Raw genomic sequence first — 14,709 nt, forward strand, 5'->3', positions numbered from 1 at the left:
ATTTTTAATTTATATGGTTAGATTAATATTTGTAAGATTTTGTAGTAAATATAAATTTTAATCTTGCCCCTACAATCAGGAGCAAGGAATAACAAATTTTAGCTCTCAAGCCCCAAATTTGCTCTGTATTCTTCGTATGTTCCTTTAAAGTCAACAACCTCACCATTGCCTTTTAGGTGTAAAATTCTATTTGCAAAAGCGTCTATTAGCTCCCTGTCATGACTCACACAGATAACTGAGCCACTAAAGTTGTAAAACGCCTCGCCAAGCGCAATGATAGCCTCAAGATCGAGGTGGTTATTTGGCTCATCCATGACAAGTAAATTTGGTCTATGAAGCATGAGCTGAGCTAGTCTTACTCGGTGTTTTTCGCCACCGCTTAGCGCACCCACTGCCTTTTCTTGCTCAGCGCCGCTAAAGAGCATCCTGCCAAGGCACTTTCTGATCTCGTCGATGTCCTTGTTTTTGGCATCTTGCAAGTATTCATAAAGCTTTAGCTCGCCATCTATCTTATTTACTGTATCTTGTGCAAAGTAGCCTGGCTCTATGGTTGCACCTATATGTACCTCGCCAGCATCAGGCTTTAGCTCGCCCATTATGATCTTACAAAGCGTACTCTTGCCAACGCCGTTATGACCGATGATGGCTAGCTTGTCGCCCTTTTCAAGCTTAAAGTTAAAATTTTCAAATATCACTTTATCATCAAATTTCTTACTTATATTTTTTAGCTCAATTAGCTCATTGCCTATCTCGCGATTTGCACGAAAGAGTATGCTTGGATCACGCCTACTTGATACTGCGATCTCTGCTATATCAAGCTTTTCAAGCTGCTTTGCACGTGAGGTCGCCTGCTTTGCCTTGCTCGCATTTGCTGAAAATCTCGCGATAAATTTCTCCAGCTCCTCTTTCTCTTTTAGCTTCTTGTCACGCTCCATCTCATGCTGCTTTGCGATCAAATTTGCAGCCATATACCAGTCGTCGTAGTTACCTGAAAACTCGCGAATTTTCTTAAAATCCACATCCAAAATGTTTGTACAAACTCTATTTAAAAAGTGCCTATCGTGGCTGATAACTACAAGCGTGCCCTCGTGGCGGTTTAGCTCATTTTCTAGCCATGCGATCGCGTCTATATCAAGGTTGTTTGTCGGCTCGTCTAAGAACAAGATGTCTGGCTTTGGAAAGAGTACTTGAGCTAGCAAAACCTTAACTTTATCCGAGTTTTCGACCTCGCTCATCAGCTTATCAAATTCATTTAGACCAAGCGAACTTAAAATTTTCTCTATCCTAGTCTCGTACTCATAGCTTGGGTCTTCTTCGGCACTTATCATCTCAAGTTCGCTTAAGCGCTCATTTATCTCATCAGTAAATTCCTCACTCATATAGAGCTTTTCTTTCTCTTTAACAGCGTCGTATAAGCGTTTGTTGCCATAAAGCACCGCATCTTTTAGCGTGAAATTTTCAAACGCAAACTGATCTTGCCCAAGTACACCAACTTTTAGTCCATTTTCTATGATGATCTCTCCGCTAGTTGGCTCAATAGCTCCGCTTAAAATTTTTAAAAATGTCGACTTGCCAGCGCCATTTGCACCGATTAGTCCGTATCTGTTGTGGCGATTTAGCTTTAAATTTACATCCTCAAATAGCAAACTACTTGCGAATCTTTGAGTAAGTCCCCTAACTTCTAACATTATTTTTCCTTGAATTTATTTTTTTGCGATTTTGCCTAAAATTTGATTAAAAAGCCATTTTGCTACTTTAGCCTAAAATGCCCCGTAATCTTGTAGCCATAAAGTATGTTTTCTTCTTGCACGCCAGAGCCGATATTGTGGATAACTAGCGGTGTTTTGGCGTAAAATTTATCTGAGATCACACCGATGTGAGGCAAATTTCCTGGTAGCATCCACGTGACGATATCGCCTGGTAAAAATTTATCATCACTCACCTCAAAACCTTTTCTTTTTAGATAGGTAGCGATGTTTAAAACACGCCTGTGATCGATGTTTTTATCAGCCTTTTTAAGCCCCCATTTTTTAGGATAAACTGAAAAATTTTTACTCATATCTTCAAAAATGAGCCTTTGCAGATCCATATCTTGATGCCGTAGCGCCCTTACCACAACGTCCGTGCAAACGCCCTTTTTGATATCTACGTCACCCATAGGATAGGCGAGCCGCTCATAGCCTGGATCATAACTTAGCGTCACACCGATCTGCGACCTAGCGTCATTTACAAATTTACTCGCCGAAAAGGCAAAAATTTGCGTAGCAAAAAGAGCCAAAAGTAGAAATTTCTTCATTTTCTACTTTAAAAGCATAGTTTTTAAGATACGTTTTCCTATCTCAACGCCTGGCTGATCGTAGGTATTGATGCCTAGCATGATACCAGTAGCCGAGGTCAGTAGCTCGTAGTAAAAAATGAGCCATCCAGCGTGAAACTCATCAAGCCTCTCAAGCGTGATCGTATCGACACTTATACCCTCTTGCACGAGCGCCATAGCCGTTGCATCGCACTGTAAATTTATAAGCTCATTTAGGCTAAGCCCTGCTACAAAATCGCATTCCTCAAGCCCTTTTAGGCTAAAGATTGGGATAGCCTTGTCGCTTGCGTGATCTTTTATCTTTATAAATGTCACACTCTTATCTTTTACGCCGTCCATGATAAGCTGCAAAAAGCTGTGCTGATCACGGCTACCGACAAGTCCAACTGGAGTAAGGCCGACCCTTTTATATCCTCTTTTTTTACCAAGGCTCTCTGCCCAAAGCTGCACGTACCAGTCGTTAAATTCAAAAAATCTATCGCAGTAGCTAAAAATGACATTTATACTGGCATTTCTGCTAGTGGCATAGCGGTAAGCTTTAGCGACTATGGAGCTATCTTTTTGCTCAATGTATTGCTTCTTGCAAGCAAGCGCGCCCTCTAGTAGTGCCTTTATATCATAGCCACAGATACCAAGAGGCACAAGGCCAATCGCACTTAGCACGCTAAATCTCCCGCCAACATTTTTTGGGATATTAAAAAATTTAATGCCATTTTCTTTGGCAAAATTTTCTAAATTTGTCCCAGGATCTGTGATGATGAGGAAATTTTTGCCTAAATTTTGAGGCTTAAAGTCATCAAGCAAGCACTTAAAAATAGTGATCGTCTCGATCGTGTTGCCTGATTTTGAGCTTATTACAAAAAGCGTCTCGTCAAAATTTACCCCATCAAGCGTGCTTTTGTAGCTACAAGGATCGACGTTATCTAAAAACAAAAGCTCTCTTTTTATCCCCTTTGTGCCTTCAAGCATCGATTTTAGCGCCTTTACGCCAAGACTGCTACCGCCAATGCCAACAAGTACTACATTTCTGATATGAGCTAGCCCTTTTTCGTACTCCTCGACCTCACCTAGCAAATTTTGTCCAAGAGCTGGCAGGTGGTAGTAGCCTATCTCGCCGCTTTCATATTCGTCGTTTATGCGTTTAGCGTAGGAGTCGATGACATCGCTGCTTGCAAAGTTAAATTTAAATGAAGTCTCTATCATTTACTTCGCTCGTAAAAGAAATTTGTAGCCTCGACAAAGCCATCTATGCTGCCGCAGTCAAATCTCTTACCCTTAAATTTATAAGCCAGCACCATACCATCTTTTGCCTGCATTTTTAGCGCGTCAGTGATCTGAATTTCGCCGTTTTTACCTGGCTTTGTTCGCTCTAAGATGTTAAAAATATCTGGCGTTAGGATGTAGCGCCCAATGATAGCTAAATTTGTCGGAGCCTCACTAGGATCAGGCTTTTCAACCATATCATCGACCATTATAAGGTCATCTTCTATAAACCTACCGCTTACGACGCCATAAGACTTAGTCTGCTCTTTTGGTACCTCCATCACTGCAACGACACTGCAGCGGTATTTCTCATAAATTTTAACCATTTGTGAAAGCACGCCCTCGCCATTTTCATTTATACATAGATCATCTGCCAAAATGACTCCAAATGCCTCGTCACGAACTAGCGTTTTACCTGTATAAATAGCATGTCCAAGCCCTTTCATAGCATTTTGTCTCGTAAATGAAAATGTGCATGAGCTCATTAAATTTCTAACTTCGCTTAACAGTGACTCTTTTGAGCTACCTGCGATCTCTTTTTCTAGCTCGTAGCTGATGTCAAAATAGTCCTCAAGTGCCCTTTTTCCGCGTCCTGTGACAAAGGCCATATTATCCATGCCAGCCTCAAGTGCCTCATCAACGCCGTAGTGAATGAGCGGTTTTGTAAGGATCGGTAGCATCTCTTTTGGTAGCGATTTTGTAGCTGGTAAAAACCTTGTTCCGTATCCAGCCGCTGGAAATAGGCAAGTTTGTATCATTTTAGTCCTTCGTGAAAAATTGCAAAATTCTACTATCTTTTCCTTAATAATATAAATTTGTTTGAATTTACAAGGCTTTAATTAGCAAATTGATAAGATTTTTAAAATTTTTAAAAAAGAGCAAATTTGCAGACAATTGATAGGATATTTAAAGCCCAGCTTGATATAAAAAAGTCAAATTTCTTAGCATTTTTGTGCCCGATAAGCTCGTTTAAAAGTTTGCACGAACACCTAAAAGAGGAGCATTTTAAGGCTGTTCACGTAGTTTGGGCGACAAGGGAGCTAAACAAATACGGACAAATAGTCGAAAATCAAAGCGATGACGGCGAGCCAAAGGGCACTAGCGGTCAGCCAAGCCTAAACGCGCTAAGAGGCGCTGATCTTATAAATGTTGGCGTCTTGATAGTCAGGTATTTTGGCGGGATAAAGCTTGGCACTGGAGGGCTTGTCAGAGCCTACTCTGGGGCTGTAAATGAGGTGATAAATGAGGCCATAAAAGATGGTGGCGTGATGAAATTTGAGATAAAAGATGAGATCAAATTTTTTACGCCGTTTTCGCTGATGAGCCGCTTTGAGCACTATTTTGCCACTAAAAATTTAATCGAGTTTGAAAGAGAATTTAATGACACTGGAGTGATCTGGAGCGTAAATTTAAATGATGCTGAGTTTGCCGAGCTGTTTAAATTTTGCAAAGAATTTGAGGCAAGCGAATTTAAATTTTTAGCACTTGCACTTAGTGACAAGAGCTTATTCGCTCATCAAAGCTAAATCATTGTAAAATCGCAAAAATTAAACTAAGAGAGAAAAAATGATAACAAAAGAAAATTTAAAAGAGTTTCTGCAAAAACTAAATTTTATACCGGATAAAAGCGGTAAAGTTTTTACTAAAAATTATCAAAACGACAATATTCTAATAAATTTCAAATCTCAAAAAATTATCTATCCAAAAGAGCTTATTTGTGGCGATAAAACTAGCTCAAATTTCGATCATCCCGAAAATTTCGTCGTTTTAGAGTGTATAGATCGCCTTTTAACTAGCGGTTACGCACCCTCAAATTTAGAGATAGAGCGCAAATGGAAACTCGGTAGAGATCAGAAAAGCGGTAAAGCCGACATTATCGTAAAAGATAATCAAGGCTCCACATATATGATAATAGAATGCAAAACTTTTGGCATGGAGTATAAAAAAGAGCTATCCAAAATGATAGAAAACGGCGGTCAACTTTTTAGCTATTATCAGCAAGAAACATCTGCAAAGTTTTTGCTTCTTTATACGGCTGATTTTGATAGTAATATATCTAAAAACGAGTACTTTGCGATAGATTTAAGTGACGATGAAAAGATAAGTAAAAACACTGATAAAACCTATGAAAATGCTACGAATAATATAGAAAAATTTCAAGTTTGGCGAGATACTTATGAGTATGATGGCTTTAGCGTAGGCGTATTTGATAGTAAGCCGTTTAACATAAAACAAAATCAAAAAACATTGCGAAGTTTACAAGAGATTACTTTAAGCGACGTGGGTGGTAAATATAACGAATTTGCGACAATTATGCGAAAGCACAATATTAGTGGACGAGAAAACGCTTTTGACAAACTCTTAAATTTATTTCTTTGTAAGATTATCGATGAGTTAGAAAATCCAAATGAGCTTAAATTTAACTATCGCGGTAAAAGATATGACGATATTTACGCTTTTAGCGATAGGCTCCAGCAACTTTATCAAAAAGGTATGATGAAATTTTTACAAAAAGAGATCGCATACGTCTCGGACGAGCAAATTCAAGATGCTTTTAAATTTCTTCAAAAAGATCCCGACGAGACTAAAAAGACGATAGAAAAATATTTTAGAGAGCTTAAATTTTATACGAATAACGACTTTGCGTTTATAGAAGTTTATAATGAAGAGCTTTTTAAGAAAAATGTCAAAATTTTGACCGAAGTAGTAGAAATGTTTGAAAATATTCGTCTAACAAATAGCGAGCATAATCAATTTTTAGGCGATTTGTTTGAGGGCTTTTTGGATCAAGGCATCAAGCAAAGCGAAGGTCAGTTTTTTACTCCACTTCCTATCGTTAAATTTATTATTCAAAGCCTACCAATAGAGCAAATTTTAAAAGAAAACGAAGATGTTAGAGTGATTGATTATGCTTGCGGGGCAGGGCATTTTATAAACGAATACGCAAGCTTTATTAAGACTCATTATGTAAAAGATGCGGACGAGTTAAAGCGTTATTATAAAAATATTTACGGCGTAGAAAAAGAAAGCCGTTTGGGTAAAGTAAGTAAGGTTGCAAGCTTTATGTACGGGCAAGATTAAACATTATAGATCAGGACGCGCTAGCCTATCATAAAGATATCGATAAAGGCAGTTTTAATGTCTTAATCGCAAATCCACCCTACTCAGTAAAAGGCTTTTTAACGACACTAAAAGATGATAAAAATTTTGATAAATACGAACTTAGCAAAGTAGTTGAAACTTTAGAAACCAATAATGCAATCGAGTGTTTTTTTGTGGAGAGGGCTGCCCAAATTTTAGATAAAGACGGCGTTTGTGGTATCGTTTTGCCAAGCTCGCTTATAAATAAAACTGGTAAAATTTACGAGAAAACGCGCGAAATTTTGTTAGGAAATTTCGAGATTATCGCCATTAGTGAATTCGGAAATAAAACATTCGGTAAAACTGGCACAAATACGGTTATTTTATTTTTACGACGCCTAGCAAACAAGCCGAACGCCTTAGTCCACGCCAAAAACCGTGCCGTTAGTGTTATAAACGACAGCAGCTTTTTAGCGCAATATAACGACAGGCTAAATTTAGGCGAATACTGCGAATTTATGGGCTACGACAAAAATAAATACAAAAAATTTATAACGCAAAAAGTGCTTTTGGAAAATGAAATTTTTAATGAATACGAAATAGCTTTTAAAAATTCAAGCGAATATAAAAGTATAATTAAAAAGAAAAATTTAAGCGAAAAAGAAAAAGAAGAGCAAATTTCTAATAAGATGATCGAGTTTATCAAAGGTATCGAAATAGATAAATTTAGCATTTTCCAACTTGTAAATTATCAAAATACACTAATAATAAAAGCTCCGAACGATAACGAAGAACAGAAAAAATTTCTGGGATATGATTGGAGTAATGCCAAAGGCAATGAAGGAATAAAGTATATAACAGATGTAGCTGCTAGTGGCGATGACGACGAAACGATAGAAAATATAAAAAAGATAAGTTCTATCAAAACCACTCTTTATGATCCTGCGGTTTTAGATAATCCCGAAAAATTAAATTTTATCATTCGAGAAGCTTTCGACGGAAAATTGAAACAATTTAATGAGAATTTAAAGCCGTATGCGAATTTGGTAAATTTACGTGATTGCATAGATTTTCGCCGTGCTAGTTTCGATAAGGCGATAAATTTAAGCGCAAAAAGTAAAGTTGAGATAACGAGTAAGTATCCGATGGTGAAGCTTGGGACTTTGCTTAATACAATAGAAACTGGCTCACGTCCAAATGGTGGAGTTGGTAATTTAAATGAAGGTGCGTTAAGCCTTGGTGGAGAGCATATCCATAATACAAACGGCATAATAAATTTGGTAAATCCAAAATTTGTAAGCATTGAGTATTATGAAAATAATCAAAAAGGCAGATTAAAACAAAATGATATTTTGCTTTGCAAAGATGGAGCATTAACTGGGAAAATTGCACTTTTAAGAGATGAGCTGAATAACAGAAGAGCTATGGTAAATGAGCATATTTTCATACTTCGAGCAGCCGATATAATTACTCAGAAATATATTTTTTATTTTTTATATTCTCCGTTGGGTCAACAAATTTTAAAACAAAATATTACCGGTGCAGCACAAGGCGGGCTAAATTCTACAAATTTAAAAAACATAAGAATTCCTTTTAGTAATAATAAAGAAAATAAAAAAGTGTTTCAAAAAATCGTAGCCGAATGTGAAAAGGTCGATAAAGAGTTTAAAACGATCCGTATGGAAATTGGCGAGCTAAAAGCTAAAATGAGCGAAATTTTTACAAAATTTGGCATAAGTTTTAACTCAAATGGGGGGGGTATGAGCTAATTTCTAATTTTTGCAATATTTTAATAGGTGGAACGCCCAAAAGGGATAATTCTGCATATTATGGCGGAGAAAATTTATGGCTAAGTATTTCAGAGATGAATTCAAACGTAATAACTGACACTAAAGAAAAAATTACAAATTTAGGGGTAAAGAACTCAAACGTTAAACTTATACCAGAAGGTACAACTCTTGTTAGCTTTAAACTAAGTATAGGAAAAACCGCCATTGCAGGAACTGATTTATATACAAATGAAGCAATAGCCGCCTTTGTTGTCAAGAAAGAGTTTAAGGATAAAATTTTGGATAAATTTATCTTTTGCTTATTTGATACAAAGTTTATAAAATTACAAAAAAATGGATTGAATGCTTTTGGTCAAAGCTTAAATTTAAAAGACTTAAATTTGATAAAAATCCCACTTCTGCCGCTTTCTATACAAAAGCAAATCGTAACAGATTTTGAAGTTTTAGAAAGCGAAATCTCGCAAAGAGAGCAAAAGTTAGCAAATTTGCAAGGCAAATACAATGAAATTTTAAATAGACATTTATAGTTTAAGCCTTTCCATTATAAAATCCATAAAAAAATAAAGTGAGATTCTATGGAAATTTGGAACGACATTTATAACCACTTTAACCCAGTCGCCTTTAGTATCTTAGGCTTTAGCGTGCACTGGTATGGGCTTATGTATATTTTAGCCCTTGTTTTAGCGCTTGTCATGGCAAAATATCTCGTTAAAAAAGATAAAATCCCAATCTCAAATCAGCTTTTGGATAACTACTTTTTTTGGGTCGAGATCGGCGTTATTTTAGGTGCTAGACTTGGCTGGGTTTTAGTCTATTCAGGTGAGGCTAGCTACTACTTGACGCAGCCTTGGCAAATTTTTAATCCATTTCATAACGGCGAGTTTATAGGAATTCGTGGCATGAGTTACCACGGAGCAGTAGTTGGCTTTTTGCTTGCAACATATCTATTTTGCAAAAGGTATAAACAAAATTTATGGCAGCTACTTGATCTTTGTGCCGTTTGCATACCTTTTGGCTATACATTTGGCAGGATTGGAAATTTCTTAAATCAAGAGCTTTTTGGACGAGTTACAGATGTGCCTTGGGCAATAAATGTTTTTGGACAACCAAGGCATCCTAGTCAGCTTTATGAGGCATTCTTAGAAGGTTTAGTTATTTTTATTATTTTATTTTTATATAGAAAATATAAGAAATTTAATGGCGAACTTATAGCACTTTATGCCATTTTATATACATTTGCAAGATTTATTTGCGAATTTTACAGAGAGCCTGATTCTGGACTTGGATTTATTATTTTTAATCTATCAATGGGGCAAATTTTATCACTTATTATGTGTGGTTTTGGAATTTTTATTTATGCTATGCTTTATAAAAAATTTTCAAAGCTCTAATATAAGTGTTTAAAAAATATTAAAGTAAAAATCTGCTAGCATTAGCTTTATCAATTAATACTAATATTTAAATTAGTATTAAGAAATGATAATTTATTTCAAATTTCTTAGGAGGGCTCATGACCGGGCTTATAGAAGGTTTTTTGGGAAAACGGTCGGACGACAAAAAAAGTCGCACTCCAGCCGCTTGGGATAGATGGCAAAGTATTACGGGGTTTATTTTAGCCTGTTTCATATTGTGCCATATGGTTTTTACTTCTACTATACTACTTGGTAAAGACGCATTTAACGCTGTCGTAGGATTTGCGGAAGCTAAATTTTTATTTGGAGAAGCTACTTGGTGGATTACTAATGTTATTGCCGCGGTAATATTTGCCATTTTTATCGCTCATGCATTTTTAGCTATGAGAAAATTTCCAGCAAACTATAGACAATATCTAATGTTTAGAGGCCACAAAGACCGCATGAAGCACCTTGATACTACGCTTTGGTGGTTTCAGTTTTTGACCGGTTTTGCGCTATTTTTTGCAGCCAGCGCGCACCTAGTGGATATAGTCTTTGGCGGACACATTACTGCAGATAATTCAGCTAAAAATTTTCATCAATTAGAAATTTTTTACTTCGCGCTACTTGTTTTTATGGTCGTTCACGCTAGTGTCGGTATGTACCGCTTGTATGTCAAATGGATAAGCATTGATGGTGCAAATAAGCACGAAATGTTTGCCAAAAGAAATAAGGCAAAAACAATTGTATTTGCCGTTTATGGCATACTTGCTATAATTGCGCTAATCGCCGATTTCGTGTGGATCAGCCATTAAAAAGGAGCTAGAAGATGAATGTAAAATATTATGATGCATTAGTTATCGGAGGCGGTCTAGCGGGTCTGCGAGCTGCTGTGGCTGCTGGAGAAAAGGGCTTAAGCACCGTCGTTTTAAGTCTCATACCTGTAAAGCGCTCGCACTCTGCGGCTGCGCAAGGCGGTATGCAAGCCTCTTTGGGAAATTCAAAAATGAGCGAAGGCGACAACGAGGACGTACACTTTGCCGATACGGTAAAAGGTAGCGACTGGGGCTGCGATCAGCAAGTCGCGCGTATGTTTTGTCAAACTGCGCCTAAGGCAATCCGCGAGCTAGCTGCTTGGGGCGTGCCTTGGACTCGTATAACAAAAGGCGAGAGAAGCGCTATCATCAATGCTCAAAAAACGACTATCGTAGAAAAAGAAGAAGTTCACGGGCTCATCCACTCTCGCGACTTTGGCGGAACTAAAAAATGGAGAACATGCTTTACGGCCGACGCTACCGGTCACACTATGCTTTTTGCCGTAGCAAATGAAGCTCTAAAGCACAATGTCGAAATCCACGATAGAAAAGAAGCTATCGCATTAATCCACGCAAACAACCGCTGTTACGGCGCGATCGTTCGCGATCTAGTTAACGGCGAGATCACGGCATACGTCGCAAAAGGTACGCTAATCGCTACGGGCGGCTACGGAAGGGTTTATAAACACACCACAAACGCCGTAGTTTGCGAGGGTATCGGCGCAGCCATCGCTCTTGAGACAGGCATTGCTCAGCTAGGAAATATGGAAGCGGTGCAGTTTCACCCGACTCCGATCGTTCCAAGCGGTATCTTGCTAACGGAAGGTTGCCGCGGCGACGGCGGAATTTTACGCGACGTGGACGGATATCGCTTTATGCCAGACTATGAGCCTGAGAAAAAAGAACTAGCTAGCCGCGACGTCGTAAGTCGCCGCATCATGGAGCATATCCGCGCAGGCAAGGGCGTACCTAGTCCATACGGTTATCACGTTTGGCTAGATATCTCGATCCTAGGACGCGAGCACATCGAGAAAAATTTACGCGACGTTCAAGAAATTTGCGAAATCTTTAACGGCATCGACCCTGCCGACACCGAAGTATATACCGACGAAAACGGTCGCCAGCGCGGCAAGGGCTGGGCGCCGATCCTTCCTATGCAGCACTACTCTATGGGCGGCATAAAAACCAAGCCTACAGGCGAGAGCCCGACGTTAGCAGGTCTATTTAGCGCCGGCGAGGCTGCATGCTGGGATATGCACGGATTTAACCGCCTAGGCGGCAACTCCGTTTCAGAAACCGTCGTAGCTGGCATGATCGTTGGGGACTATTTTGCCGACTACTGCGGCAGCCACGAGATAGATATAAATACCGCAGATATCGAAAAATTCGTTAAAAAAGAGGAAGACTATCTAAAAAGTCTAGTCGAAAAAGAGGGCAAATTTAACGTATTTGAGATCAAAAACAAGATGAAAGACATTATGTGGGAGCACGTGGCGATCTTTAGAACCGGCGAAGGTCTAGCCGTAGCGGTAAAAGAGCTAGAGGAGCTTTACAAACAATCTTTGGACGTCAAAGTCACAAACAAGGTGCTATTTGGCAACCCTGAGCTTGAGGAAGCCTACCGCGTACCAAAGATGCTAAAACTAGCCCTTTGTATAGCAAAAGGCGCGCTTGATCGCACCGAGAGCCGCGGAGCGCACTGCCGCGAAGACTATCCGAAACGCGACGACCTAAACTGGCTAAACAGAACTCTAACTAGTTGGAAAGAGGGCGATACGCTACCGACTATCGTGTATGAGCCACTTGATATTATGAAAATGGAGATGCCACCAGCATTTAGAGGCTATGGTGCGAAAGGTAATATTATTGAGCATCCAGATAGTGCCATCCGCCAAAAAGAGGTTGATGAAATTCGCGAGAAAATGCAAGCTGAAGGTAAGAGCAGACAAGAAATTCAAGAAGCGCTAATGCACTACGAGCTTCAGCCTAAATATAAAGCACCAAACGAAAGAGCAGGAATAGGATATGAGTAGAAAAATAACCATAAAAGCATTTAAATATAATCCGTTAAGCAAAATTTCAAAGCCGCATTTCGCGACCTACGAGCTAGAAGAAACTGACGGCATGACGTTATTTATCGCGTTAAATATGATTCGCGAGAAATTTGACCCAGATCTTAGCTTTGACTTTGTTTGTCGTGCTGGAATTTGTGGAAGTTGTGGCATGCTTGTAAATGGTAAGCCAAGATTAGCTTGTAGAACTCTTACTAAGGATTTTGAAAGCGGAGTAATTGAGCTTATGCCTTTGCCAGTATTTAAGCTTTTAAAAGACCTAAGCGTAGACACCGGCAACTGGATGAATGCGATGAGTAGGCGCGTGGAGAGCTGGATACACACCGACCACGAGACAGATATTTCTAAGCTTGAGGAAAAAGTTGAGCCTGAAGTGGCTCAAGAGGTATTTGAGCTTGATCGCTGCATCGAGTGCGGTATCTGCGTGGCTGCGTGCGGTACGGCTATCATGAGGCCTGATTTCATCGGTGCGGTCGGACTTAACCGCGTAGCTAGATTTAAAATCGACGCGCTTGATAAACGAACCGACGAGGACTTTTACGAGCTTATCGGCGACGATGACGGCGTATTTGGCTGTATGACTTTGCTAGGCTGTGAAGACAACTGCCCTAAACACTTACCACTTCAAAGCCGCATAGCTTATATGCGTAGAAAAATGGCTGCTATAAAGTAGCAAAGGGGCTGTAAAAGCCCCAAATTTACTTCTAAATTTGTTAAAAAAGATTGCAAATAGATGCCAAAAGGCATAAAAAGATATCAATAGATACAAATAAGAAAAATAAAAATATCAAAAATGGGATTGATAAGAGTGCGCCCATTATATAGCCAAGTGGAAATGCGATAAATATAAAGACGATTCCAACACCAGAAACAAAATAAAAAATTAGTGCAAATATCGTAGCAAAGGTATTTACAAATAAGCTAATATTTTCTAAAAGAAAATTTGTTAGACCAAGACATCTCATGTTTTGATTATAGCTTTTAAGCCAAAAAATTTATATAATTTCAAAATTTGCTTCATTTAAGGATATAAAATGTTACCAAGTTATAAAGATATGATGCTGCCTATTTTAGAATTTGTCGCACAAAAGAAAGAGGCAAATAGAGCTGAAATTTCTAAATTTATAATTGAATATTTCAAATTATCAGATGATGAAATTTTACAAAAAATAAAAAGTGGAACTTTTACATATATAAGCAGGACTGGCTGGGCCTTATCCTATCTGGCTACAACAGCTCAAATAAAATCAAGGCCAGAAAAAGTGCCGCTTCAAAAAGTTGGTAGAAGCCTATTTGCCATAACAAATTTTGGCAAAGAGCTAGTAAGTAGCAAGGACAAAAAGAGCAAATTTCTCTCTTGGTACGATGAAATTTACAAACAAGAGATAAGGCAAGAGAAAAAAGAAGCCACGGAAAATACCCCAGATGACAATATAGATGAAGCGCTTTGCAAGATAAAAGAAGAGCTAAAAAGTGAAATTTTATCTAGCATTTTAGAAAAAGAGCCAAGATTTTTTGAATACCTTGTAACAAAGCTACTTGAAAAGATGAATTATGGAGCTGGAAATCTTACAAATAAAGGCCCAGATGGCGGGATAGATGGCATTATAGACGAAGATGAACTTGGGCTTTCTAAAATTTATATCCAAGCAAAAAGATACAAAGACGGCAGTAATATCCGTAGGCCAGAAATTCAGCAGTTTATCGGCGCCATCTCAAATAAAAATACCAAAAAAGGCGTCTTTATCACTACGGCAAAATTTACTAAAGAAGCTGAAAATTTCGCCAAAGATAATCAAAATTTTAGTGTGGTTTTGATAGATGGCGACAAGCTTGCAGAGCTAATGATAAAATACAAAGTCGGCGTTCAAACAAGCCAAATATATGAAATTTGCAAAATCGACACCGACTTTTTTGAGGAAAATAATTTTTAAAAATTTTAAGCCATAAAGTACTACTGCCTGGGATCATTTCAGT

The 14,709-nt window shown here is 38.4% G+C and carries 13 protein-coding genes; 9 read left to right on the forward strand and 4 right to left on the reverse strand.

Annotated features, from left to right (window positions below; genetic code table 11):
* Positions 1 to 98: 98 nt before the first annotated feature.
* From CYP51_RS05715 to galU, 4 genes are all read right to left on the reverse strand, one after another.
* Positions 99 to 1,688 (reverse strand): ABC-F family ATP-binding cassette domain-containing protein, encoded by a 1,590-nt coding sequence (locus CYP51_RS05715; RefSeq protein WP_103624718.1) that lies wholly within the window; start codon positions 1,686 to 1,688, stop codon positions 99 to 101.
* A 62-nt stretch (positions 1,689 to 1,750) separates the two neighbouring features.
* On the reverse strand, positions 1,751 to 2,296 hold the full coding sequence (locus CYP51_RS05720; RefSeq protein ID WP_103624719.1) for a DUF1287 domain-containing protein: 546 nt from the start codon (positions 2,294 to 2,296) through the stop codon (positions 1,751 to 1,753).
* Between the two features lie 3 nt (positions 2,297 to 2,299).
* Positions 2,300 to 3,520 carry a glucose-6-phosphate isomerase gene (locus CYP51_RS05725; protein WP_103624720.1) on the reverse strand — a complete coding sequence of 407 codons (1,221 nt, stop codon included), beginning with the start codon at positions 3,518 to 3,520 and terminating at the stop codon, positions 2,300 to 2,302.
* The gene (galU, locus tag CYP51_RS05730; RefSeq protein WP_103624721.1) at positions 3,517 to 4,338 is read right to left on the reverse strand and encodes a UTP--glucose-1-phosphate uridylyltransferase GalU; all 822 of its coding nucleotides are present in this window, start codon (positions 4,336 to 4,338) and stop codon (positions 3,517 to 3,519) included. The genes CYP51_RS05725 and galU overlap by 4 nt, the downstream gene beginning before the upstream one ends.
* A 126-nt stretch (positions 4,339 to 4,464) precedes the next feature.
* Between galU and CYP51_RS05735 the strand changes: the two genes are divergently transcribed.
* The 9 genes from CYP51_RS05735 to CYP51_RS05780 all read left to right on the forward strand — a co-directional run bounded on the left by CYP51_RS05735 (position 4,465) and on the right by CYP51_RS05780 (position 14,666).
* On the forward strand, positions 4,465 to 5,106 hold the full coding sequence (locus CYP51_RS05735) for an IMPACT family protein (protein ID WP_103624722.1): 642 nt from the start codon (positions 4,465 to 4,467) through the stop codon (positions 5,104 to 5,106).
* Between the two features lie 40 nt (positions 5,107 to 5,146).
* Entirely contained in the window at positions 5,147 to 6,661 is a 1,515-nt protein-coding gene (locus CYP51_RS05740; RefSeq protein WP_103624723.1) for an N-6 DNA methylase, read from the forward strand.
* Positions 6,662 to 6,666: 5 nt separating this feature from the next.
* Positions 6,667 to 8,430, forward strand: coding sequence for an Eco57I restriction-modification methylase domain-containing protein (locus tag CYP51_RS05745; protein WP_440588231.1), 1,764 nt, complete (start codon positions 6,667 to 6,669; stop codon positions 8,428 to 8,430).
* The gene (locus CYP51_RS05750; RefSeq protein WP_103624725.1) at positions 8,430 to 8,978 is read left to right on the forward strand and encodes a restriction endonuclease subunit S; all 549 of its coding nucleotides are present in this window, start codon (positions 8,430 to 8,432) and stop codon (positions 8,976 to 8,978) included. Before CYP51_RS05745 ends, CYP51_RS05750 begins: the two co-directional genes overlap by 1 nt.
* A 48-nt stretch (positions 8,979 to 9,026) precedes the next feature.
* Positions 9,027 to 9,842 (forward strand): prolipoprotein diacylglyceryl transferase, encoded by an 816-nt coding sequence (lgt, locus tag CYP51_RS05755; protein WP_103624726.1) that lies wholly within the window; start codon positions 9,027 to 9,029, stop codon positions 9,840 to 9,842.
* A 119-nt stretch (positions 9,843 to 9,961) separates the two neighbouring features.
* On the forward strand, positions 9,962 to 10,660 hold the full coding sequence (locus tag CYP51_RS05760) for a fumarate reductase cytochrome b subunit (protein WP_103624727.1): 699 nt from the start codon (positions 9,962 to 9,964) through the stop codon (positions 10,658 to 10,660).
* Positions 10,661 to 10,674: 14 nt separating this feature from the next.
* Positions 10,675 to 12,693 carry a fumarate reductase flavoprotein subunit gene (locus CYP51_RS05765; RefSeq protein WP_103624728.1) on the forward strand — a complete coding sequence of 673 codons (2,019 nt, stop codon included), beginning with the start codon at positions 10,675 to 10,677 and terminating at the stop codon, positions 12,691 to 12,693.
* Positions 12,686 to 13,405 carry a fumarate reductase iron-sulfur subunit gene (locus CYP51_RS05770; protein WP_021091811.1) on the forward strand — a complete coding sequence of 240 codons (720 nt, stop codon included), beginning with the start codon at positions 12,686 to 12,688 and terminating at the stop codon, positions 13,403 to 13,405. The genes CYP51_RS05765 and CYP51_RS05770 overlap by 8 nt, the downstream gene beginning before the upstream one ends.
* Before the next feature lie 361 nt (positions 13,406 to 13,766).
* Positions 13,767 to 14,666, forward strand: a complete 900-nt coding sequence (locus tag CYP51_RS05780; RefSeq protein ID WP_103624730.1) for a restriction endonuclease — start codon at positions 13,767 to 13,769, stop codon at positions 14,664 to 14,666.
* Positions 14,667 to 14,709 lie beyond the last annotated feature (43 nt).

It is taken from the genome of Campylobacter concisus (assembly GCF_002912895.1).
Lineage (GTDB): Bacteria > Campylobacterota > Campylobacteria > Campylobacterales > Campylobacteraceae > Campylobacter_A > Campylobacter_A concisus_G.

Coding starts and splice junctions, on each gene's coding strand:
- CYP51_RS05740 (WP_103624723.1), top strand. CDS start 5,147: ATGATAACAAAAGAAAATTTAAAAGAGTTTCTGCAAAAACTAAATTTT.
- CYP51_RS05765 (WP_103624728.1), top strand. CDS start 10,675: ATGAATGTAAAATATTATGATGCATTAGTTATCGGAGGCGGTCTAGCG.
- galU (WP_103624721.1), bottom strand. CDS start 4,338: ATGATACAAACTTGCCTATTTCCAGCGGCTGGATACGGAACAAGGTTT.
- lgt (WP_103624726.1), top strand. CDS start 9,027: ATGGAAATTTGGAACGACATTTATAACCACTTTAACCCAGTCGCCTTT.
- CYP51_RS05720 (WP_103624719.1), bottom strand. CDS start 2,296: ATGAAGAAATTTCTACTTTTGGCTCTTTTTGCTACGCAAATTTTTGCC.
- CYP51_RS05770 (WP_021091811.1), top strand. CDS start 12,686: ATGAGTAGAAAAATAACCATAAAAGCATTTAAATATAATCCGTTAAGC.
- CYP51_RS05780 (WP_103624730.1), top strand. CDS start 13,767: ATGTTACCAAGTTATAAAGATATGATGCTGCCTATTTTAGAATTTGTC.
- CYP51_RS05760 (WP_103624727.1), top strand. CDS start 9,962: ATGACCGGGCTTATAGAAGGTTTTTTGGGAAAACGGTCGGACGACAAA.
- CYP51_RS05725 (WP_103624720.1), bottom strand. CDS start 3,520: ATGATAGAGACTTCATTTAAATTTAACTTTGCAAGCAGCGATGTCATC.
- CYP51_RS05715 (WP_103624718.1), bottom strand. CDS start 1,688: ATGTTAGAAGTTAGGGGACTTACTCAAAGATTCGCAAGTAGTTTGCTA.